General features: G+C 72.4%; 17 protein-coding genes. 2 read left to right on the plus strand and 15 right to left on the minus strand.

The annotated features are described in order from the left end of the window. Nucleotides 1-82: 82 nt before the first annotated feature. On the minus strand, nt 83-838 hold the full coding sequence (locus tag ACZ43H_RS17425; protein WP_464584978.1) for a TylF/MycF/NovP-related O-methyltransferase: 756 nt from the start codon (nt 836-838) through the stop codon (nt 83-85). A 55-nt stretch (nt 839-893) separates the two neighbouring features. Then, nucleotides 894-2030 carry a hypothetical protein gene (locus tag ACZ43H_RS17430; protein WP_464584980.1) on the minus strand — a complete coding sequence of 379 codons (1137 nt, stop codon included), beginning with the start codon at nt 2028-2030 and terminating at the stop codon, nt 894-896. Between the two features lie 117 nt (nt 2031-2147). Between ACZ43H_RS17430 and ACZ43H_RS17435 the strand changes: the two genes are divergently transcribed. Continuing rightward, on the plus strand, nt 2148-3572 hold the full coding sequence (locus tag ACZ43H_RS17435; protein ID WP_464584982.1) for an SDR family NAD(P)-dependent oxidoreductase: 1425 nt from the start codon (nt 2148-2150) through the stop codon (nt 3570-3572). A 46-nt stretch (nt 3573-3618) separates the two neighbouring features. On the opposite strand, the gene ACZ43H_RS17440 is transcribed toward ACZ43H_RS17435, so the two are convergent. From ACZ43H_RS17440 to ACZ43H_RS17490, 11 genes are all read right to left on the minus strand, one after another. Next, entirely contained in the window at nt 3619-4809 is a 1191-nt protein-coding gene (locus ACZ43H_RS17440; RefSeq protein WP_464584984.1) for a hypothetical protein, read from the minus strand. Nucleotides 4810-4823: 14 nt separating this feature from the next. Beyond that, nucleotides 4824-5894 carry a sulfotransferase family protein gene (locus ACZ43H_RS17445; protein ID WP_464584986.1) on the minus strand — a complete coding sequence of 357 codons (1071 nt, stop codon included), beginning with the start codon at nt 5892-5894 and terminating at the stop codon, nt 4824-4826. A gap of 45 nt (nt 5895-5939) precedes the next feature. Beyond that, entirely contained in the window at nt 5940-9494 is a 3555-nt protein-coding gene (locus ACZ43H_RS17450; protein ID WP_464584988.1) for a bifunctional glycosyltransferase/CDP-glycerol:glycerophosphate glycerophosphotransferase, read from the minus strand. 77 nt (nt 9495-9571) lie between these two features. Further along, nucleotides 9572-11416, minus strand: a complete 1845-nt coding sequence (locus ACZ43H_RS17455) for a glycosyltransferase family 61 protein (RefSeq protein WP_464584990.1) — start codon at nt 11414-11416, stop codon at nt 9572-9574. Beyond that, nucleotides 11413-11928 (minus strand): hypothetical protein, encoded by a 516-nt coding sequence (locus ACZ43H_RS17460; RefSeq protein ID WP_464584992.1) that lies wholly within the window; start codon nt 11926-11928, stop codon nt 11413-11415. Before ACZ43H_RS17460 ends, ACZ43H_RS17455 begins: the two co-directional genes overlap by 4 nt. After that, a complete protein-coding gene (locus ACZ43H_RS17465) occupies nt 11925-12686 on the minus strand; it encodes a class I SAM-dependent methyltransferase (protein ID WP_464584994.1) in 762 nt (253 codons plus the stop codon). Before ACZ43H_RS17465 ends, ACZ43H_RS17460 begins: the two co-directional genes overlap by 4 nt. Then, nucleotides 12683-14548 (minus strand): class I SAM-dependent methyltransferase, encoded by a 1866-nt coding sequence (locus ACZ43H_RS17470; RefSeq protein WP_464584996.1) that lies wholly within the window; start codon nt 14546-14548, stop codon nt 12683-12685. The genes ACZ43H_RS17465 and ACZ43H_RS17470 overlap by 4 nt, the downstream gene beginning before the upstream one ends. A 64-nt stretch (nt 14549-14612) precedes the next feature. After that, complete coding sequence (locus ACZ43H_RS17475; RefSeq protein WP_464584998.1) at nt 14613-17576, minus strand: CDP-glycerol glycerophosphotransferase family protein; 2964 nt, start codon at nt 17574-17576, stop codon at nt 14613-14615. A gap of 30 nt (nt 17577-17606) precedes the next feature. After that, on the minus strand, nt 17607-18563 hold the full coding sequence (locus ACZ43H_RS17480; RefSeq protein ID WP_464585000.1) for an ABC transporter substrate-binding protein: 957 nt from the start codon (nt 18561-18563) through the stop codon (nt 17607-17609). Between the two features lie 68 nt (nt 18564-18631). Further along, nucleotides 18632-19396, minus strand: coding sequence for an ABC transporter permease (locus ACZ43H_RS17485; RefSeq protein ID WP_464585001.1), 765 nt, complete (start codon nt 19394-19396; stop codon nt 18632-18634). Continuing rightward, nucleotides 19393-20100 carry an ABC transporter permease gene (locus tag ACZ43H_RS17490; protein WP_464585003.1) on the minus strand — a complete coding sequence of 236 codons (708 nt, stop codon included), beginning with the start codon at nt 20098-20100 and terminating at the stop codon, nt 19393-19395. Before ACZ43H_RS17490 ends, ACZ43H_RS17485 begins: the two co-directional genes overlap by 4 nt. Before the next feature lie 3 nt (nt 20101-20103). Here ACZ43H_RS17490 and ACZ43H_RS17495 point away from each other — a divergent pair, with 3 nt between their 5' ends. After that, nucleotides 20104-21123, plus strand: coding sequence for an ABC transporter ATP-binding protein (locus ACZ43H_RS17495; protein WP_464585005.1), 1020 nt, complete (start codon nt 20104-20106; stop codon nt 21121-21123). A gap of 257 nt (nt 21124-21380) precedes the next feature. On the opposite strand, the gene ACZ43H_RS17500 is transcribed toward ACZ43H_RS17495, so the two are convergent. Continuing rightward, nucleotides 21381-22481, minus strand: a complete 1101-nt coding sequence (locus tag ACZ43H_RS17500) for a GNAT family N-acetyltransferase (protein ID WP_464585006.1) — start codon at nt 22479-22481, stop codon at nt 21381-21383. Between the two features lie 89 nt (nt 22482-22570). After that, nucleotides 22571-23179 carry a hypothetical protein gene (locus ACZ43H_RS17505; protein ID WP_464585008.1) on the minus strand — a complete coding sequence of 203 codons (609 nt, stop codon included), beginning with the start codon at nt 23177-23179 and terminating at the stop codon, nt 22571-22573. Between the last annotated feature and the right edge of the window lie 8 nt (nt 23180-23187).

Here is a 23187-nt window from a genome sequence, read left to right on the forward strand (position 1 = left end):
CGAATCTACGCCCCGCCCTGCAGGCGACGGAACGGCTCCGGGAGTGACGTGGCCGACACCGCGCCGGCCCGCCGCGGCCGGGTCAGCCGGGCTTGACCGCGATCCTGGAGCGTCCGGCACGCATCAGCATCAGTGGCTTGTCGAGCCCGGCCACGAACTCGTCGGTGGCCTCCTTGGAGCCCTGCCAGGTGCCGTAGTCGTCGATGATGAGGATCCCGCCCGGCTGGAGGCGGTCGTACATGTGCTCGAGCTCGTGGCGGGTCGACTCGTACCAGTCCGTGTCCAGGCGCAGCAGCGCGATCTTCTCGGGGCAGTGCTCCGGGATGGTCTCCTCGACCGGCCCCTTCACGAGGTGGAAGCGTTCGTAGGGGTAGGGCAGCGTCTGCAGGCCCTCGCGGACGTCCTCGATGGACGCGATCGCCCAGACCCACGTGTTCTTCGCGGAGGTCTCGAGCAGCTCGTCGGCGCGGTCTCCCTTGAGCTTGCGGTCGCGCTCGGTGGGCTCGGTCATCCCCTGGAAGGTGTCGAAGAGGTGCAGCTCGCGGTCGTGCACGCCCTTCTCGTCCAGGGTCCGCGCGATGGCGTGCATGGACCCGCCGCGCCAGACGCCGCACTCGACGAGCGCGCCCTCGATCCGGGCGTCCACGACGTAGCGGACCGCGGTGATCAGCGCGTACAGCTTCTCGTGGCTGGTCATCGTGTACGGCTTGACCAGGTCGATCACCTCGCAGCTCGCCGGGTCGTAGTCCAGCGGGTACTTCGGCTGCTTCTTGACCGGGGCGGGTGCCGGCGCAGGCGCCGGCTCGTTGCCGCCGAGGAGGGCGGCTGCCTTTCGCATCAACGAGACCATGCGCCCGATTGAATCATTCTTCGGTCGGCGAGGGAGACCTGCGTCACTCGGTCTCGGGCGTGGCGTCGGCCTCCGGGTCGTCCTCGGCCCCGGATCCGGGTCCACCCAGGCGGTCCAGCGCTCCGGCGAGCGCGGCCGCGGCGGTGGCCGCGGAGACCCGGGGCGGGTCGGCGAGGTCGCCCTCGGCCCCCTCGTCGGTGACCATGAGCGAGTCGGGGTCACCGACGATGTGGGCCCCGAGGCCCCGGATCACCGCGAGGCGGGCGGCGCTGCGCTCGCGGACGATCTCTGCCGCCCAGTCGGGCAGCGGCGGGGTCCGCGGGTTCGAAGGCTCACCCGGGCGCTCCTGCAACGCGCGCACGATGCCGCGCGAGACGATCGCCTGCACCTGCGGCCGACGGACGCCGCGGCCGGTGAGCAGCTCGTTGACCGCGCGGATCAGCTCGACCTCCGCCCACGTCAGGCTCCTGTTCGAGCGGTCCGGGAAGAGCTGCAGCGTCCCGGCCGGCAGGCCGAGCATGCGCTCGAACGTCGTGGGGAGCAGCCGACGGTCGCGGTCGTCGCTGACGATCAGGGTGAACCGGTCGGGACCGATCACGTCGGTCCAGCGGCGCACCAGCGCCTCGGTGTCGTGGGCGTACCAGACATTGGTGCGCTCCCAGGAGTACTCCGGGTCCCGGCGGTCCCACGTGTAGTCGCCGACCTGGGGCTCGAGGACCACCCGCAGCCACTCGTCGTACGACCTGCTGTCGCCGGCCTTGACGCGCTCCTGCCACTGCGACGGCAGGTAGCGGTCCAAGCGGCGGGCGACGGCGACGACGTGGGCGTCCCCGCCGGTGAGGTCGTCGACGATCCGGCGGATCTGCTGGGGCGTGGCCCGACCGAAGTCCTCGTTGCTGATGCAGACGCGCTGGTCGCCGGCGGCGGTCACGTCGGCGACCAGCCGCTCCCAGTGCTTCTCGGGCGGGCGCGGGGTGCCGGCGGGGCGGACGCGGACGCCGATGGACCACACCGCCTTGCGCGGGCGGACCTTGTTGCCGGCGTAGTGGACGCCGTGCGCGGCGAGGGCGTCGCGGGCCTCGTGGAGGGAGACCTGGATGGCGGTGCTGCCGGTCTTGTGCGGCCCGATGTGCAGCAACCGCGCGCCTGGTGGGAGGAGCAGTGGGTCTTCGTCGCTCACGCCTCGCCTCTCGTGTCCTCGCCCGTTCCCGGGCCGACTCACCCTACCGGTCCCCCCGTGCCCGGAGGCGGCCCCGGGCGGCCGGGCAGCGGTGGCGGCTCTGACACAATGCCCGCCATGGAGTCGAAGCCAGACCGCGTCCGGAACGTGGCCGTCCTGCTCGCCGGCGGCGTGGGTGCCCGGATCGGGCTGGACATCCCCAAGCAGCTGATCAAGGTCGCCGGGAAGACGATCCTCGAGCACGCCCTGATCGCGCTGCACAGCCACCCGGCGGTCGACGAGATCAAGATCATGATGGCTCCGGGCCACCTCGACGCGGTCCGCGCGATCGTCCGCGGCGGTGGCTACGACGACAAGGTCACCGACATCCTCGAGGGTGGCGAGACCCGCAACGACACCACGCTGCGTGCGCTGGAGAGCCTCGGTGACGACGAGTGCCACGTGCTCTTCCACGACGCCGTCCGCCCGCTCGTGACCCCGCGGATCATCCAGGAGTGCTTCGACGCCCTGGCCACCCACCCGGCCGTCGACGTCGCGATCCCCTCGGCCGACACGATCATCGAGGTCTCCGACGACAACACCATCAGGGAGATCCCGCCGCGGGCCAGGCTGCGCCGTGGCCAGACCCCCCAGGCGTTCCGCTCGTCGGTGATCAAGCAGGCCTACGCCATCGCCGGCACGGACCCCGACTTCGTCGCCACCGACGACTGCACGGTCGTGCTGCGCTACCTCCCCGAGGAGCCCATCTGGGTGGTGCACGGCGACGAGCGGAACATGAAGGTCACCGAGCCGGTCGACGTGTACCTCGCCGACAAGCTGTTCCAGCTCACCAGCAACGACGTCCCCGCCCCCGCCTCGGACGACGAGTACCGCACCGCGCTCGAGGGTCGCACGATGGTGGTGTTCGGCGGCAGCTACGGCATCGGTGCGGACATCGCCGAGCTGGCGAGCAGCCTCGGTGCGGACGTCTTCACGTTCAGCCGCTCGAGCACCAACACGCACGTGGAGCGCCGTGCCGACGTGGCGGCGGCGGCCCGCGAGGTGATGGAGAAGACCGGGCGGGTCGACTATGTCGTCAACACCGCGGGGATCCTGCCTCGCGGCACGCTCCTCGAGACCAGCGAGGAGACCATCTACGCCGCCACCGAGGTGAACTACCTGGCCCCCGTCTTCATCGCGCAGGTGTTCTACCCCCTGCTGAAGGAGACCTCCGGCTCGCTGCTGCTGTTCACGTCCAGCTCCTACACCCGCGGCCGCAGCGGCTACAGCCTCTACTCCTCGGCCAAGGCCGCCACCGTGAACCTCACCCAGGCACTCGCCGACGAGTGGGCGGCCGACCGGGTGCGGGTCAACTGCGTCAACCCCGAGCGCACCGCCACCCCGATGCGGACCAAGGCCTTCGGCCAGGAGCCGGCCGGCACGCTGCTCGACTCGGAGATCGTCGCGCAGACGTCGCTCGACGTGCTGATCTCCTCGCACACCGGGCACATCATCGACGTCCGCAAGGACGACCCGCTCAGCGCCGCGGAGACCGCCCAGTAGGGACGTCCGCCCGGGGTCGGTCGCCGACCCCGGCCCGGGCTGCGCCTCAGCGGCCCCGCACGAGACGGCGCAGGGCGCGGCGGCTCCTGGAGCCCTCGGGCACGGCTGCGGCTGCCGCACCGGCCGCGGCTGCTGCCGAGGCGCGGCGGCGTGCGGCGCGGAGGCGCTTGCGGGAGGCGCGCTGCTCGTCCCGCAGCCGCCGGTTCGAGGCGATCATCAGCCCCTCGAGGGCGCTCACGGCGGTGCCCAGCGAGACCTGCGGGTCGGCCGCGGCGACCTCGGCCGGGCCGTCGAGACGCTGCACGCGCAACGCCTCGAGGTCACCGACGACCCGCACGGAGAGCTTGCCGAGCCCCTCGATGCGCTCGTCGGAGAGCTCCACGAGGCGCTCGCGCGCCCAGACCGGGAGTGCCGGGATCCTGGCCTCCCCGGCCGGCGCCGGGACGCGCAGCATCTGCGAGACGGCGCCCTGGCGGACCAGGTCGTGGTAGTCGGTGCGTGGCCACGCACGTTCGTGGAAGAGGATGTTGAGCTGGCGGAGCAGCTCGGTCTGGTTGTAGGTCAACGACTGGTTCTGGGTCGTGCCCTCGGGGTCGAGCAGGCCCTCGGGAAGGGCGAGCAGCGACTCGAACGTGCGCGGCAGCCGGTCCCGCTCGGCCTCGTCGAGGATGACCAGCGTGATGTTGTCCTCACCGACGACGTCGGCCCAGCGACGCAGCAGGGTGACCGTGTCGTGAGGGACCCAGAGGTTGCGCCAGTGCTTGTGCCCCGGGTCCGCCGGGCCGAGGACGACCCGCAGCCACTCGTCGTACGACAGGCGCATCTGGGCCTTGACCCGCTCCTGCCACTGCGAGGGCATCAGGGTGTCGTAGCGTCGAGCCGCCACGAGCACGTGTGGTCGCGCACCACCCAGCTCGGTGACGATCCGGCGGATCTGCTCGTCGGTCGCGCGCCCGAACGCCTCCAGGCTCACGCACGCGCGCTGGTGCCCCGGCGCCTGCAGCTGCCGGAGCAGGTCGTCCCAGGCCTGCGTCGGCTTGTTGCGGCGGCCGTCCATGCGCTCGAACCCGAGGCCCACCTCGGCGGCCTCGCGCGGCTTCGGCTTGGGGCCCGGGTAGAGCACGCCGTGCTCGGCCAGCCTCTCGCGGGCCACGTGCATCGCGTTCTGGATCGCCGTGGACCCGGTCTTCTGGGGACCGATGTGGATCAGGTGGGTTCCCTCGGGAAGCGGTTCCATGTCCCTGCGCCCCCTCAGCGTCGCCGCGCGCGACGACGCGCCCGCGCGGCCAGCTCGCGCAGGAGGTCCCGGCCACCGGTCTCCTCGACGATGCGGCCCGAGCCCCGGGGCGCCGGCACGACGGCACCGTCCGACGCCTTCCGGCGGGACCGCTCCTCCTCCGCGCCCGCACGACGGGCCTCGTCCACGGCCTCGCCGATGGAGTCGTGGCTGATCGCGGCCGCGTCGCTGAGCATCCGCTGGTAGCGGACCGACAGCTCGTCGAGGTCGGCCGAGGCCGCCTCGTCGTGGCCGCCCGAGCCGCCCAGCACCACGAGGTCGTCCCAGATGCGCTGCGCGAGGTCCTGCAGGTCGGCCGGGATCTCGAGGTCCTGCCAGGTGACCTGGTGCCGGCGCAGGCCGGGTTCGATGAAGTCGTCCACCGGCGACGGCGATCCGTCGGCCGGGTCGGCGTCGTAGGTCAGCCCGAGCTCGGCCGACAGTCGCACCAGCACCGGCCGCCAGTCGTCCAGCAGGTCGGTGTAGCTGACGAAGGCGCGGGCCTGGCCTCGCGTCTCCCGCTCGCTGATCAGCGAGTTGTTGATCCAGCGGGCCACGTTGAAGATCTCGTAGCGCCGCCTCTTGTCCTGGTCCGTGGAGCTCGCGTAGTAGGTGGCGCGGCTGCCCACGACCTCGGCCGGGTGCCGCAGCATCGAGATGTAGCGCGTCTCGAGCCCCGCCTCCGCGGCCGCCTCACGCCACAGGGCCTGGGTCCACACGGTCCGCGGGTCCTTGACCACGATCTGCTCGTGCCCGTCCGCGTGCTTGCGGAGGAAGCGGGCGACCTGCTCGCGGTCGTCGTCCGACAGCACCGACTGCACCCGGTCGAAGGCCTCGGGACGTCCGTCGAACTCGTGGATGTGGGCGTCCTGGGTCACCCGCTTGTGGAAGCGCACCGACCAGCGCGACTCGAAGAAGCCCTTGGGGTTGGACTCGTTGGCTCCCAGGTACGGACCCGGGACGTACAGGCCGAGGTGGTGCAGGGTGCCCGACATCGTGCTGGTGCCACTGCGTCCGGTCCCGGTGATGAGCACGAGGGTGTTCACGAGGTCACTTTCTCCTGGGTGTCGCTCGGGTGTCGCCAGAGACTGTCACGCGTCGCCCCGGGGCACGAAGACCGCGTCCACGAACCGCTCCCCCGCACGACCGTCCTCGAGGTCGAGGTAGTCGTCGCGGAAGCGGGAGTACGCCGCGGAGTACTCCTCGCGCACCCCGTCGAGGTCCAGCAGCCGGTCGACCACCTCGTCGGTGGTGTCGACCAGCGGGCCGGGCGCGGTGGGCTCGAAGTCGAAGAGCCAGCCGCGGGTGTCCTTGTAGCGCTGCAGGTCGGGCACGTGGAAGATCATCGGCTTGCCCGTGACCCCGAAGTCGAACCGGAGCGAGGAGTAGTCCACGATCCCCGCGTCGGCGGCGAGGTAGAGGTCCGAGACCTCCGGGTAGTCCGTGACGTCGACGCAGCCGCGACGGCTGCCCACGCGCTGGCTGGAGCGCGCGTTGAACGCGTGGCCCCGGACCAGCAGGACGTAGTCGTCGCCGAGGCGCCGGGCGGCGGACTCGAAGTCGAAGAAGTCCGCCATCACGGCCTTGGTGTCGTTCGAGGCGAGGTAGTCACGGAAGGTCGGGGCGTAGAGCACCGCCTTCTGACCCTCCTCGATCCCCAGCGACTCCCGGGTCTGCCGGCGGATCTCGTCCGCCTCCGGCGAGCTCAGCACGTCGTTGCGCGGGTAGCCGATCTCGAGGACCTCGCCCTGGTAGTTGAAGTCCCGCACCAGCAGCGGCGTGGCGTAGCGGGCCGGCGAGACCAGGTAGTCCCAGTCGCGCGCACGGGCGTCGTAGGCGTCGATGCGGGCCTGCGAGAACTGCAGGTTGCGCCAGTGCGGGTGGCCCATCATCTTGAACGGGTAGCCGTGGAAGGTCTGCACCAGCACTTGGCCGTCGGCCTTGCGGTGGTACTCCGGCTGGTACATGTTGTCGACGTAGTACTTCACCGAGAAGATCAGGTCGTACCACTCCGGGCTGTTGACCACGACCGGGATGCCGCCGTCGGGCACCGGGATCGACTTGTCCTGGACCGCCCAGTAGACCGGCAGGTCGCTGCCACGGCGGGCGAGCTCCTTCTGGATCGAGATGCCGTTGTCGGTGGCCTGCTCGCCGAAGTAGGCACGCATCAGCACCCCGCGGGTCAGCCCGGTCCGCGTGGGTCCCTGGGTGCGCAGGAGGTTCTGCGCGTAGCGGCCACGGCCGGTCCCGAGAGGGCGCTGGAGGTTGACCCGGACGACGGTCTCGGGGCCGCGGACGATGCGACCCTCGAGGGCGTCGGCGCGGACGGGGAGCGGCAACGCCGATCCGAGCTCGGAGGAGACCAGGAGGGGCACCTCGACGGGCTCGGCATCGCCCTCGCGGACGACGAGCGACAGGTCGTGGTCGCCCGTCGGCAGGGGCCGCATCCCGAAGCGGTACAGCTCGTGGGCGAGCACGACGCTCGCCTCGAACCGTCCGTCGACGGTGGGCGTCTCCTCGCCGAAGACACGGGTGCGCTTGTTCCGGGTCGCGACGCCCACCCGGGGGCTCCCCGGCCCGAAGACGCGTCCGACCACCGTGAGGCGGCCGTCGTCCGACACGGTGATGCGGTCCGCGGTGGCGCCCCGGCTCCACTCGTGGACCACCAGGCCGCCGTTGCGGTTGGTGCCGAGGACGAGGCTGCCACTGGTCGCCCGGATCCGGGTGTCCGCGGTGGGCAGCACCTCGACCCGGCGACCGTCCTTCGTCCAGGCGGCCAGCTGCCAGGTGGTGGACCGTCCGACCTCGGGTGCTGCGGAGTCGGGCAGCTCGACCCGGAAGGCGCGCCCGCCGTCGGTCGGGCTCCAGGTGGCCTCGGCGACGCTGTCGGCGCCCTCGACGGCCAGGCGGACGACGCGCGCGGCGTCGGTGGCGGCCAGGGTGCCGGTGACGACGCGGCCCGAGAGCGCGACGTCGGAGGCCGTCACGTTGCCGCGGTCGATGCGCAGCCGGAGGGGCTGCCGGTACTGCCAGTCGGCGATCAGCCGGTCGCCGCCGCCCAACGGTGCGGCCGGCACGGCACCCGCCGACCCGCTGCGGACCAGCCGCGTCACGGGCCTCTCGACGGTGAACCCGGCGGTCGTGACCCGCAGCCAGACCGCCCACACCGCGGCTTCGTCCCCGGCGTCGAGGTCGTCCAGCGGGATCTCCACGCCGAACCGGCCGGGCGAGTAGTCGCACCACAGGCCGTCGCGCGGCGGGGCGTAGCTCGCCGGGGGCTGGCTGGTGGAGGGGAAGGAGCGGACCTCGCCGGTCTCCTCGTTGCGCAGCTGGACGACGACCTCGGAGTCGTACTTGCTCAGGTCGAGCTTGCGCAGGTAGGCCCACCCCGAGATCCAGCAGGTCCGCCCGCCGTCGGGCTGGTCGATCCAGTGGAGGTTCTCGACGGCGTGCGCGATCCGCAACCGGTGGGGACGGATCACGAACAGCGAGTCGTCGAGCTCGGGGTCGCCGTACAGCGGCAGCTCGAGCAGGACGCCGTCCTCGCGGACGACGGAGGGCCACTCCTCGGACTTGGTGCCACCGCGCCGGACGAACTCCTGGGCGTCCTCGCGGCGGTCCAGCTGGGCCAGCCGGACCAGCACCCGGGCGTGGGGGGTGACGTCGTCCCAGACCCACGACGGCACGCCGTCGGTGAGGGACCGGACGGCGGCGACCAGCTCGTTCCAGTAGTCGTCGTCGACGGTGCCGGGGCTGGTGAGGTACCACTGGAAGTGCGCGTCGAGCAGCGTCCGCAGCCAGCCGTCGTAGACGGTCGCCGAGAGCTCCGTGCGGAAGGCCTCGCGACTGACCTCCCAGGCCGCGATCCGGTCCCGCAGGTCCTTGACGCTGGCGGTCTGCTGGCTGATCGAGCTCTTGTCGTCGCGTGCGCGGTAGCGGTAGACGATGTGCGTGAGCACGTCGATCGCACCGGCGCGCGCGAAGAGCTGGGTGATGATCGGCTGGTCCTCGTAGGCCACGCCCTCGCGGAACCACAGGTCCTGCGCGTCCCAGAAGTCGCGCCGGAACAACTTGTTCCACGTGTAGAGGTTGCGCAGCAGCGGCAGGAACTCCTCGATGCGGACCCGTTCCCGCGGGACCTGGTGGACCTCGGAGACCCACGAGGGGGACCACGTGCTGCGTCCGTCGAAGCGCTCCACGGATCCGACCACGATGTCGGAGCCGGTCCGCTTCGCGCTGGCGATCAGCACCGCCAGGGCGTGCGGCGGCAGCAGGTCGTCGGAGTCGACGAACGTGAGGTAGCGCCCCCGGGCCTCGCGGACGCCGGTGTTGCGGGCCGCACCCAGCCCGCCGTTCTCGCGGGTGACCACGCGCAGTCGCGGGTCCTGGGCGGCGTACCGCTCCGCGATGGCACGGGACCCGTCCGGTGAGCCGTCGTCGACGAGCACGACCTCGTAGTCGACGAACGTCTGGCGCCGGATCGAGTCCAGGCACTCGGCGAGGTACTCCTCGACGTTGTAGAACGGCACGATGACGCTGATCGCGGGCCGTCGCAGCCGCCGGCCCACCCGGGTCTGCACCACCCGACGACCGACCCGCCCGGCCTGGTGACCGGCGGCTCGACGGACGGCGGAGATCTTGGACATGCGCCGAATCATGTCATCCCGACCGTGTTCGACCACAGGTGCACCCGAGGGCGGTCGTCGATCCGCTGACCCATCCGTCACGCCTGCGCGAGCACCTGCGCGAGCTCGTCCCCGTTGCGTTCGAAGTCGAACTCCCAAGCAGCGGTGAACGCCTCCTGGCTCCACCCGTCCTCCGGGTGCTCCAGGTCCGGACGCGACCAGAAGTAGTGCACGTCGCCTCCGGTGAGGGAGGTGAAGAGGTGCTCGTTGCGGGCGGTGTAGGCCTCGTGGCTGAGCAGGACCACGGTCTCGACCGACTTGGCGAACATCAGGTTGAACATCGCCGAACCACCGAAGCCCGCCACCACCCGGGCGTCCCGGAAGAGGACGACCTGTTCCGGGAGCGAGAGGAGCTCGGGGTAGACGATCTCGAACCCGCGGGCCCGGAAGAACTCCTCCACCTCGACGGCGTTCCTGCACTCCCGGTGCTTGGCCCCGGCACCGCGGGACACGAAGATCCGCTCGTGCGGGCCGCGCCCGGCGTCCCGCACCAGGCCCGCGGCGAGCCGGTCCCAGGTCTCGACGATGTCGGGGTGGACGTAGTGGGGCGTGGCGTTGTGCCACATCGGTGTCGCGGCGACGACGGACTCGACGAGGACGGGCTCGTTGACCCAGACCAGGTCGGCCTCGCTGATGCCGTACGCCGCGAACAGGGTCCGCTCGAGGCGGGGGTCCCGTCGGCTCTTGGTCTTGAGCTGGAAGATCGCCTTGAGGTCGGGGATCTCCCGCTTGGCCGCCTCCCAGCCCCACAGCCGGGAGACGACCTCGGTCATCACGTGCCCGAAGTGGTGGGGGTAGGTGCTCTCGAGCTGGTAGTAGTCGCCCGTGAGCGTCCGCCGTGGTCGGCTCTCGCTGGGGAGACGGGCGAACCTGCGTGACTCGGCCCGCAGGTTCGGGTTGGACGGGTTGTCGGTCAGGTGCCAGCGGAACGAGTCGGGCAGCACGGTGTGCCCGGCGTACATCAGGGTCGCTCCGCCGAGCGCGACCTGCCCGGAGTAGTGGCGGGTGGTGAGCTCGGGGTAGGTGATCACCGACGGCATCGAGGTGTCGACCAGCGCGGTGTGGGACGTCACCCGGGCACGCGAGATGAGCTCTCCACCGGGGCGCTTGTCGAGGTCGGCGACCCTCAGGTCCGGCTCACGGGCCGGCAGGATCCGGTTGAGCTCGGCGTCGCGGAGCTTGACCAGGTGCTCCACTCGCTTGGTCACGACCACCGCGTCGCGGGAGACCGCGAACGTCCCGACGGCCGCGGCAAGCTCGGTCTGCCGCGCGCCCAGCGAGGCGCGCAGCGAGCGGTCCTCGGCGGCGGCGAGCAGGTGCAGCCACTCCGGCAGTCCCTCGAGCCGCGGCCCGGTGGCGCCCCGGTCGAGGATGTAGCTGCCACCGCGGCGCACGAATCGGAACAGGGCCGAGAACAGGTCGAGCTGGTCCTCGGCGCCGGCCGGCAGCAGGTCGCTCGGCAGCAGGGTGACGACGACGTGCGGAGCGTCGAGCATCCGGACCTGCTTGACCACCGTGACGAGGTCCGCGCACGTGCGGTGCTCGACCCCTCGCTCGGCGAGGTCCCACTCCGGCGCCTCGTCGGCGGAGACGACGCAGATCCGGTCCTTCGAGAACGTCTCGAGCCAGGGCAGCAGCTCTCGACGCTGGGCCGCGTCGGCGAGGACGAGCACCCGTCGGTCGCGGCCGTCCGGGAGCAGGGACTCGAGCCCGGCGAGGGCACCTCGATCCCGGGCCCGTCGTCTGCCACGCCCTCGCGGGCGACGCTCGGGACCGGCGGCACCCCCCGTCGCGGCGACATCCTGCGCTGCCGGGGAGTCAGCGACGTCGTCGTCGCCCCGGCGGCTGCCCGGCCGCCCGAACCGACGACCCCCGCGGGTCACGGGTGCTCCCGGGCCTGGCGGGATCCGGTGCGGGATCCGGCCAGCGAGGCGCGGGCCCGGCCGAGCCGCGCGACGAGCCGGCGCGCCCGACGCGCCGGACCGGACCGGGACCGACGGGCGGGCGCGGGACCCGGGCTGTGCTTCCGGGTGGGCTCCGGCGCGGGCATCCGGGTGTCCGGCGCCGGGCCGGGCAGTAGCGCGACCGGCTGACGCCGACCCGTCAGCAGCCTGGCCTCGATGCGCGTGAAGGGCGCGTCCGGCGCGGTACGCACGGCGAGCCGCCACACGCCACGGCCGAGCTTCGCCGCGGGCAGCACCAGCTCGAGCCGGGCACCGTCCGCGTCCCGGCTGGCCTCGGCCGGGCGCTTGATCGTGCGCTCACCGTCCCGCAGCCGGACCACGGCCGGTCCGGTCCCGACCTCGAGATCGGGCAGGAGCAGCACGACGTGGACACCCTCGTCGACGCGCCGGGCGTAGCTGGCGGCGACGTCCACCCTCTCGGGCGTGGTCATGCGACCACTCCTTCGACCAGGCCGGCCCGTTCGTACGCCGCTCGGGCGAGCCGTGCGGCCTCGGTCGTCGCCGTCCCGCGGAGTGCCCGGATCTCCGACCACGACGGGGCCGACAGCAGGTCCTCCCCGCTGACCGCACCGCTGCGGTGCAGGATCGACTCGGGCACGACCTGCGGATCGGGTCGCACGTAGTCGGCCACCAGGTCGTCGTACGCCTCGGCGAGCACGCGGTTGCGCGGGTCGGGGTTCAGGATCACCAGCGTGCCGGTCGGCTGGGTGTCGACCTCCAGCACCACCAGCTCCGGGCGCAGCGTGCGCAGCGTCTCGATCACCTTGTAGACGTCGCCGGTCCAGGCACCGTGCTCGGCGGGGCCCACGCGCCGCCGGCCGGCCTCGATGACCGTGCGCGGCAGGATGTCGTCGAGCACCACGACGCTGCCCGGGTGGCAGTAGCGCTCGGTGTTGATGAAGTCCCGGAGCGCGAACTCCGAGAGGTGCATGCCGTCGATGAAGGCGAGGTCGACGTCAGGGACGTCGAAGTGCGCGAAGGGGTGCCGGCGCGCGAAGAACTCGTCACTGGTCGTCCGGACGAGGTGGACGTCGCAGCGGATCTCCTTGGTGAGGCTGAAGAACGGGTCGACCGCGACGCTGCGGCTCCGCGACAGCGCCAGGCTCAGGCCGTTGCGGACACCGATCTCGAAGTAGGTCCGCGGGCGCAGCACGTCGTGCAGGCCCGCGAGGAGCTCGTGCCGCCTCATGGCTGCGTCCTCACCGCGTCGTCGGGACGGCGCGCGATCACGCGGCACAGGACCGGGTCCTCGTCACGGTACGGCGAGAGGCCGGTGCCCTCCTCGACGTGGAGGATGCTCCAGCCCCGTCCCTCCAGGTCCTCGACGAACGCGTCGGCGTTCTGGAAGCGTCGGTAGTGGTTGAGGTGCACCTTGTGGTTCTGCTCGTCCTTGTCGGTGCGGAACTCGGCGGCCAGCAGGTCGCCCGGACGGGCATGGGAGCCGATCGCGTCGAGCAGCCCGGCCTGGACCGACTCGGGGATCGCGTGCAGGAAGAACCGCATGTAGAACAGCTTGGGCCCGCTCGCGCCGCTCTCACCCTCGTCCAGCGCCCGGCCGAGGTCATCGGTGTCCGAGACGTCACAGACGCGGAAGCGCGCCGAGCCGCTGGCCCCGCCTGCGGTGGTCCGGCTGCCGGCGTGCGCGATCCCGACCTGCGACTGGTCCAGGCCGAGGACGGTGCGGCCCGCGGCGGCGAAGGCGCGCGAGTCGCGGCCGTCACCGCACCCGATGTCGATGATGGTGTCGGGCGTCTCCTCGCGCTTCTGCACGAACTCGAAGAAGGTCGAGCCGCTGTCGTACCCGGTGCGGGAGTAGAAGTTCGCCCAGTAGACCTTCGTCAGGTCGGCCTCGAGCAGGCAGCCCTCCGGCGCCGAGTCCGTGCGGTCGAGGTTCCAGTTGAAGCCCGGCTTGGGGTTGCGCCAGTCCGGGCCGTAGAGGTGCTCCACGAACTGCTCGGCGTTGACCGGCACGTGTCCGTGGCCGCCGCGGAACTCCACGTGCCGGGTGCCCTGCCAGTCGTCCTCGGTGATGACGGACGTGCCGGCGACGCCGAAGGGGAACCTCAGCCGACCGGACTCGTCGAAGTAGGTGTGGAAGAGGTCGATCCTGCTGTCGGGCCGCTCCGGGTCGACGATGTGCAGCGCCGTCGGGTGAGGCTCCACGTCGAGACCGGCCTCGACGAGGGCGAGGGCGATCTCGACCATCTCGGCCGCCGCGTCGGGACCGGTGCGCTGCTGCGAGAGGAACGCCGCGTCGAAGTCGACGTCGTGCCCGATGTAGCCGCCCTCGCGGACCACGCCGAGGAGGGTGCCGTAGACGAGGAAGGCGTCGTACCCGAAGCGCTCGCGCAGCACCTCGCTGGTCCGGTCGTAGAGACCGACGACCTCCGCCTGCCACTTCTCGTCGAGCTGCTTGGAGAGCTCGATCCGGCCCTTCTGCGTGAGCACGTACCCCTGCTCCAGCTGCTCGCCGAGCTCGGCGACCGACCGCCGGCCGGACCTGGGGGGCAGCAGGTAGGTGCCGTGCCCGTAGATCGGGAGCGGCCGACCGTTGACCCGGACCGTGATGCGGGTCGACTTCTTGACGTAGGGCCAGATCCCTCGGATCCGGAAGGAGAACGTGCGGACCTGCTGCAGTGAGTTGCGCCGGTCGTCGGCCGGGCGCGGGATGCCCGGCACCTGCCACTCGTGGACCAGGCCGGGGTCGCGCGGCGCCACGGCGGGGTCGGCTGCGTGCTCCGAGGCGGCCGCACCCTGCTCCTCGGCGTCGGCCGGGTCCCGGCGCAGCACGCTCCCGACCCCCGACATCGAGGAGCCGGGGGTCGCGAAGGTCGACGCCAGCTTGAGCTTGCCGACGAACAGGTCGACGCGGGTGGGGGCCGAGTCGGCGGGCACGGAGACCCAGCCGACGACGAGGCGACGGGAGAACTCCTCCACGATGCCCACCACCGGGGCCGGGGCCGGGGGGCGCGGGGCCGGCTTCGGCTCCTGCGCTTCGGTGGAGGAACGTCGGGCGAGGAGCGACGAGAGGCGCGACGCGCGAGGTGACATCAGCAAGTCCGACCTGGTCCGAGGTTCTGCATGAAGGGTCACCCTAGGTCATCACCCACGGGGGTCAGCGGCCAGACGCCTCGAGGAAGTCGACGACCCGCGCGGCCGCCCGCCCGTCCTGCCACGGGTTGTACTCGGCGTTGAACGCCGCCACCCGGTGGGCGTACCTCTCGCGCAGCCCGGCGAGGTCCCGCAGCTGCGCCACGACCTCGTCGGTGTCGCGCACGTGCGGCCCCGGGGCGGTGTCGGCGAACGGGAACAGGAAGCTGCGGCTGCCGGAGTCGTACTCCTCGAGGTCGGGGACCAGGAAGACCATCGGGTTGCCGGTGAGGGCGTAGTCGAAGCGGAGCGAGGAGTAGTCGAGGACCGCGGCGTCGGACGCCAGGATGAGGTCGTTGACCTCCGGGTGGCGGGTCACGTCGACGACGCGTCCGCCGGCCACCCGCGGGGTGTGGAACCGGTGCCCGCGCAGCAGCAGGACGTGGTCGTCGCCCAGCGCCTCCGCGGCCCGCGCGACGTCGAGGAAGTCGGTCATCACGGCCGCGCGCGGGCGCACGGCGAGGTGGTCGCGCCAGGTCGGGGCGTAGAGGACGGCCACCTGCTCGTCCCGGATACCCAGCAGGCGTCGGGTCGCCGACCGGCGCTCGGCGGCACCGGCGACGACCAGGTCGTCGTCGCGGGGGTAGCCCTGCTCACAGGCGGGCCCGTCGTAGGAGTACTGCTCGCGGTAGTGCCGGGTCATCTCCGGGGTGGGCGTGAGGATGGCGCTCCACGTGTCGACGCCGCGTGCCCGGAACTCGCGGATCCGGGACGGCGGATAGTCCTTGGCCCGCCACTGGCTCATCCCCATCGCCTTGGAGGGGTACCCGTGGAAGGTCTGGAGCAGGAACTGACCTGGCCGGCGGCGGAACCACACCTCGACGTCGGTGTTGAGCACCAGGCACCCGGCCCGCGCCAGCACGTCGTACCACTCCCGGGAGCGCACCAGCAGCGGCGTCGCACCCTCGGGGACGTGCTGCCCGTGGTCGGAGATGCCCCAGGACGCGCGCAGCCCTGGTCGCCGCCGGCGCAGCTCCTCGAAGATCGCCCGCGGGCTGTCGGTGGCCGAGCGCCCGGCGTAGCTCTCGAAGTAGAACAGCGTCGGGTCGGCCGGGCGCTCGTCGAGGGCGTACGCCGTCCGCAGCCGCTCCTGCGCGTGGGAACCGAGCTCGTCGTCGGCCAGCGGGGCGTTCACGCCGAGCACCAGGCCGCCGCGCGGCCCGAGGTGGGGGCGCAGGCGGTGCCGCTCGCCGAGCAGCTCGAGCGGAAGCCGGGAGCGCAGGTCCTCGCCCACCGCGACGTTGCCGTCGCCGGTGACGATCCGGTGCGGCCCCGAGGCGAGCCAGGTCGGGAGCCCGAACGACTCGACCCGCAGCTCGGCGCGGGCGACACCGGGGGTGGAGAGGTCCCAGGCCACCCCGACCGGTCGCTCGTCGGGGTCGAGCAGGCGGAGCCGCCCCAGGTCGCCGGAACCCGTCACCACCAGGACCGTGCCGTCGAGACGGACGTCGTCGACCGTGACCACGCCGCGCGTCTCGGGAGGGGTCTGGGGCAGGTGCAGCGGTCCGCTGCGCGTGACGCCTCCGCAGGCGACCGACAGCTCGACGGGCCCGGAGCCGGACGGGATCGTGAGGCGCACCGCGACCGCGGCCTGGAAGCGGCTGGCCGCCCAGCGGGTCGCCTCGGCCGGCGGCAGCGGCGCCGCCGGGAGGGCGGCTCCGTCGGCGGTGCGCGCCTCGACCCGGGTGGTGTCCGGGTGGAGGTCGACGTGTCGGATCGCGACCAGGACGTCCACCACGCAGCCGGCGGGCGTGACGCGCGTCCGCTGGACGTGGCTGCGCAGCCGGGTCTCCACCTCGGACAGCCGGAGCACGTCGCGGGGCAGGTCGAGCCCCGGCGTCGGCCAGCAGGCGAGCACGTCGGCCCCCTCGACCCGGGTCGGCACCTCGTCGCCGAGGCCGGCCAGGTCGGCGTCGAGCGCCTCGAGGTCGGCGCGACGGTCCAGCACCGCGAGCCGGATCTGGGCCCGGGCGGAGGCGCGCACCCCCGGCCCGGCCGGGTCGTGCTCGCCGGCGAGCTCGCGCAGCTCGGCCCACTGGTCGTCGTCGGCGCGCTCGGCGTCGGCCAGCAGCCGGGGCAGCTCGACGTCCGCGAGGTGGCGACGCCATCCGTCCGCCAGGGCGGACCCGGCCAGCGCGGTGTCGACCGCGCGGGTCCGGACGTGCCAGGCCGCGAGCCCGGGCAGGGGGCTGGGCGTCGCGCCGTAGGCGCGGGTGCCGTGGTCGTGGGCGAAGGTGTACGCCGGCGTCGTCAGCACGTCGACGCGGGTGGCCGCGGCGAGGAGCCGGGCCACCGCCGGCGAGAGCAGCCAGTCGTCATCGGGTCCGAAGCCGCCCGTCGCGAGCCACACCTCGCGGTCCACGACCTTGTTGCCGACGGCGAGGTCGCCCGCCAGCCCGGGGACCCGGGTGGGGTCGGCGCCCTGCGCGCCGGTCTCGTGCGCCGACTGCTGCGCCCGGGCCAGCCACGGCTCGGGCTCCCCGGTCTGCTCCAGCCGGCCGGTGGCGAGCGTCGAGCCGGAGGCCGCGAGCGAGGACGCGGCCCGCAGCAGGGCCTCACCCGGGAGCCGGTCGCAGCCGCGCACGAAGGCCAGGTGACCTGCCGTGGCGGCCCTGGCCCCGGCCTCGGCAGCCTCCTGCCAGGTCGGCTGCGGCGGCAGCCGGCGCAGCCGGTCGTGGTCGGGCACGTCGAGGACGAACGGCTCGCCGACCGGGCAGAGCAGCACCTCGGCCGGGGGGTGGGCGAGGACGGACTCGAGGCAGGCACCCAGCCGGGGACGGTCGACCGCCTCGACCACGACCACCACCGAGACCGGGCCCGCCGGACCGGCACCCCGGCCGAGCCGTCGTCGCAGCGAGGCGCGCAGCCCCTCGGGCAGCGCGGAGGCTGCGGCGCCGGCAGCCCGTCGGGTGAACGAGCTGCCGGCCATGCGGCTCAGGGTAACGGGATCAGGACGGCGTCAGACGAGGCCGGCCTCGGTGAGGAAGTCGTGGGCGACGTCCTCGGGCTTGGCCCGGTCGACCGCCACCTTGCCGTTGAGCTCGGTGAGCTTCTCGGTCGTGAGCGCGGCCATCAGGCCGTTCAGGGTGTCGGCCACGTCCGGGTGCTCGTCGAGGAAGTCCGAGCTCACGGCGGGCACGAGGTTCTGCGCCGGCTGGATCCCCTTGTCGTCCTCGAGGAGCAGCAGGCCCTGGGACTCCAGCGTCCCGTCGGTGGTGCTGGTCTCGCCGAGCTGGGACTCACCGTCGAGCACCGACTTGTAGGTCTGGTCGCTGGCGTAGCCCAGCGGCAGCACCTTGGTCACGTCGATCCCGTAGTCGTCGGAGAGGCCGCCCTCGCAGTCGGGGCGCCCCTCGCAGTCGGGCGCAGCGGCGAGCACGACGCTCTTGCCCTGGAGGTCCGAGAGCGTGCTCACGCTTTCGGAGTCGGCGTAGTCCTGGGTGACGAAGAACGCGTTGGTGTCGGTCGCCTCGGACGGGTCGAGCAAGGTGATCCCCTGCTTGTCGAGGAGGTCCTTGCCGGCCTCGATCGACTGCTGGGCGTCGGAGGTCGTGATCGGCTTGGCGTCCGCGCCGTTCTTGGTGGTGTTCAGGAAGTCGAGGATGCCGCCGACGTACTCCGGGACGACGTCGACGTCGCCCGGGAACTGCTGCATGTAGACGTCGCGGGTGTCGACCAGCTTGACGTCGGTGGTGTAGCCGGCGTCGGTGAGCAGCTCGTCGTACATCGCCGCGACCAGGGCCGCCTCGGGGAAATTCTGCCCCGAGATGTGGACCGTGCCGCTGCCCTTGGCGGCGGACGACGAGGAGCTGCCGTCGCTCGCCTTGTCGCTGGAGAGGTCGTCCCCGGCACACGCGGTGGCGAGGAACAGGGAACCGACGGAGAGGACCGCGGCGAGAGAGCGTCGTACCTGCATGGCGTCCAACCTTCTGTGTCCCGCGGCCGCGGCCGCGCGTGTCCGGATGCGAGCGGACGGACCCGCTCTCAGCTGCCGACAGGTTCGGCTGCTTCGGCCACCCTACGGGCCGGGTCCGACATCGCACGCTCACGTTTCGGTGACGATCGCGGGGGTGACGGGTCCAGGGCCCGCTGCACCGACGCCGCGAACAGCTCCAGGAGCAGCGCGACGAGGGCCACGACCACCGCGCCGGCGATGCCCTTGGGGTAGTTCGACCGGTAGAAGCCGTCGGTGATGACGCGCCCCAGACCGGGCCCGGCGACCAGGGCGGCGATGGTCGCGGTCGCCCAGACCTGCACGAGGGCAAGGCGGACGCCCGACATCACCAGCGGGAGGGAGAGCGGCAGCTCGACCCGACGGAACTTCTGCAGGCCGGTCATCCCCATCCCGTCGGCAGCCTGCCGGACGTCGGCCGGCACCTCGCGGACGGCGACGTAGGCGTTGGTGATGATCGGCGGCAGCGCGAAGAGGGTGAGCGCGATCAGCGTGGCCAGCCCGGCCCGGCCGTAGGGTCCGAACGTGGCCACACCCGGGTGGTCGGCGGTGACCAGGATGGCCAGCAGCGCGAACGTCGGGACCGCGCGCCCGATGTTGGAGATGTTGATCGCCAGGAACCCACCCCGGCCCAGGTGGCCCAGCCACATCGCGATCGGCAGGCCGACCACGGCCGCGGCCACGAGCGCAGTGACGCTCAGCAGCAGCTGCTGGAGCAGGAGCTGGAGCATCCCGCCCTCGCCCTGCCAGTTGGCCGGGTCGGTGAGGTAGGTCCAGGTGTCGGCGAAGACGTTCACGCGGTCGCTCCCCTCGTCCACGGGGTCATCAGCCGCTGCGCCACCACCAGCACCACGTCGAGGAGCACCGCCAGCACCACGCACAGCACCGAGGCGGTGAAGAGCTCGGCACGGAAGTTGGTGGACACGCCGTCCTTGATCAGGTTGCCGAGGCCGCCGTACGCCACCAGCGAGCCCACGGTGGTCAGGGCGACCGTCGAGACCGTGGCAACCCGGAGCCCGGCCATGATCACCGGCAGCGCGAGCGGCAGCTCGACCCGGAACAGCAGCCGGGTGGGGCCGTAGCCGAGGCCGGTGGCGGACTCGCGCACCTCCTCGGGCACCGAGCGCAGGCCCTCGAGCATGCTGCGCACCAGCACGGTCAAGGCATAGAGCGCCAGCCCGATCACGACGGTCGTGGGCGACAGCCCGGTGAACGGCACCAGCAGCGGGAAGAGGGCCAGCGACGGGATCGTGTAGATGCCGGTGCTGACGCCGAGGATCGTCGCCTCGAGGCGCGGGACGCGGCGCGCCACCAGCGCCAGCGGGAACGCGATCACGACACCGAGCAGCACCGAGGCGACGGTGATCGCCAGGTGCTGGGTGGTCGCGTCCACGATCTCGCTCTGCCGGTCCTGGACGTACTGGACGCAGAACCACTCGTTCGTGAGCCGGCTGTAGCAGCTCGGCTCCACGGCCGGTGCCGCCGCCGCGAGTAGGGTCACCGCATGGACGTTACCGGCTCCCCCGCAGCCAGGGCCTCCGACCGGCCCGCGACCGAGCCGATGATCCGGCTCACCGGGGTCGGCAAGACCTACGACGACGGGACCGAGGCGGTCCGCGCGCTCGACCTCGAGGTCGCCGCCGGCGAGCTGGTCTGCCTGGTCGGACCGTCCGGCTGCGGCAAGTCGACGACGCTGAAGATGATCAATCGGCTGATCGAGCCGACCACCGGCACCATCGAGATCGACGGTCGTGACGTCACCCGCCAGGACCCGGTCGAGCTGCGGCGCGGGATCGGCTACGTCATCCAGCAGGTCGGCCTCTTCCCGCACCAGAAGATCGTCACGAACGTGATGACGGTGCCGCTGCTGTACGGCGAGTCCAAGGCCAAGGCACGTCAGCGCGCACACGAGCTGATGGAGCTGGTCGGCCTCGACCCCGCGACGTACGCCGACCGCTATCCGCACCAGCTGTCCGGCGGCCAGCGTCAGCGCGTCGGCGTGGCCCGCGCGCTGGCGGCCGACCCGCCGGTGCTGCTCATGGACGAGCCGTTCGGGGCCGTCGACCCCGTCGTGCGCGTGCGCCTGCAGGACGAGTTCCTGCGGCTGCAGCACGATCTCGGCAAGACGGTGGTGCTGGTGACCCACGACATCGACGAGGCCGTGCGGATGGGCGACCGGGTCGCGATCTTCGCCCAGGGCGGCCGGCTCGCGCAGTACGCCACCCCTGCGGACCTGCTGGGACGACCGGCCGACGACTTCGTCGCGGACTTCGTGGGCTCGACCCGCGGGCTGCGACGGCTCGCGGTGACCCCGATCGACCCGGACCACCTCGAACCCCTCGACGGCGTACGCACCGGAGACCTCGGCGCCACCATCGACGTGGACTCCACCCTCGAGCAGGCTCTCGCGGTGCTGCTGCGTGAGGACAAGCCGATGCTGGGCGTCAAGCAGGGTGCCCGGTTCGTCGGCGTGCTCACACCCAACGGCATCCATCGGGCCCTGCGGGCCTCCCTGGCGGACTGAGACGGATAGTCCGGCACGTTTCTGACCGAGACGGATAGTCCGGCACGTTTCTGCAGCCTCGGACGTCCGGAACGTGCCGGACTATCCGTTGTCAGGCGTTTCACAGGTCAACCTGGCCGGTCCTCGACCCGGGCTTCGTTCCTCTCGGGGGCTCACGCCCCGCGCACCACCATGGGTTTCGACGCGCCCGTCGCGACCTCGTGCCTCGGTCGCGGGGCTTGCTCGACCTGGCCGGTCCTCGACCCGGGCTTCGTTCCTCAGCCCGGGTCGACCGTCACATCCCGGTGCCAGGACTCGGTGACGTACTTCGTCTGCCAGCCCATGGAGGTGTAGAGACCGGCGGCGCCGGTGGGCGAGTCGGCGTCCACCTCGAGACCGACGCGGTCCCGGCCGCGGGCGGCGGCGTCGGCGATGATCGTGCGCAGCAGGCCCTTGGCGACGCCACGGCCCCGGGCCGCCTCGAGGACGCCGAGGTAGGACACGTAGGACCCGTCCGGGCCGGAGGAGCTCTCGCTGACCGTGCCGACCAGGGCCCCGACCGGCTGCGGGGCCTCCCCCTCGGTCAGCTCGGCGAGCCACCAGTGGTCCCAGCGGTGTCCCGGGTCCTCGCGGAGTCGGAACAGGAACTCCTCGAAGGTCTCCTCGCTGGAGTTGAAGTGGTCGACGAAGGCGCCCTCGAGGACGTCGTGGACCTCGCGCAGGTCGGACTCGTCGGGCATGCCCTCGCCGGTACGCCGCACCAGCCGGAACACCACGCCGTCCTGCTCCCAGTGGTCGGGCGACCCGGTCAGGGACGCCTCGTCGGGAGTGACCGGCCGGCTCATCTGCCACCACGTCCGCACCCGCTCGAAGCCGGCGTCCGCGAGCCAGGTGTGCTGGCGCTCGTCGTCGGCGAACGCGCCGGTGTCGATCTGCTGGGTCTCCAGCCCGCGTGCCGCGCCGACGGCCCGGGCCTGGCCGACGGCCCACTCGACGAGGATGTCGGAGCACGTCTTCGCGATCGCCCCGGGCAGGTCCCGCTCGACGATGTGGACGAAGAGCATCCGGCCGACCGAGCGGTCGTGGACGCTGCCCCACGCGCGGATCTCGCCGGTGTCGTCACGGACCACGACGTTCTCGCGCATCCGCAGACCGTGCTCGGAGACCTCCACCAGCACGTCGTCGACCCCGGAGGCGGCCCAGCCGCGGCCGTGCCGCTCGTGCGCGCGCAGCAGGTGGGTCAGCCGGGCGACGTCGAAGCGGTCGGAGGGGTCGGGGGTCCCGATCTCCCAGCCCTTCGGCAGTCCCGGTTCGGCGCCGAGCTCGGATCGGATGACGAGGTCGGGGTCGCTCTCGAAACGGGAGTCCTCAGGGATCACGTCAGTTGATTGTGCCGTAGTGCCCGCAAATGCGCTGACCCGCCCACAGCGACTGCGGGCGGGTCGGCACGGGTGGGCCGTGGACGGGCTCAGGCGTGACGGCGGGCCGGCGCGGTCTGCCAGGCCAGCAGCTCGGCCTTGAGCACGTCGATCTCCTGCTCCAGCTCGGCGACCCGGACGATCGCCTCGGCCGCGCGCAGCTCGGCGGCCTCGAGCTGCTCGGAGACCTCGCGGCCGTCGCGCTCGGCGACGTCGGCGCGGCGAGCCTCGGAGTTCATCTTGCGGGTTGCCTCGGCGGCGCGCTTCTGGGCCGAGGTCAGCGCGACCTCGAGCTCGTGGATCGCGGACTCGTGGGCCGCGATCCGCGACTCCATGGTCTCGGCGAAGGTCTTCTGCTCGGCGGTGCGCTCGACCGTCAGGTCGCGGTAGGCCTGGGCCTGCTCGGCGCGGTCCCGCGCCGCCTCACGCCGGGTCTCCATGAGCTCGGAGTGGGTGATGCGGGTGGCGGCCGCACCGAGGACGACACCGACCAGCGCGGCGAGCACGAGCACGGGCCACGAGCCGCTCACCACGGCACCGAGCACGAGCAGTGCCGCGACCACGAGGAGGGCGACGGCGACGGTGAGCCGGACGCTCCGCTGCCGGCGGCGGGCCTTGGGAGCCCGGCAGGAGGTGGCCGGAGCCAACGGGGAAGACATGAAAGCAG

It is taken from the genome of Nocardioides sp. DN36 (genome assembly GCF_055380375.1).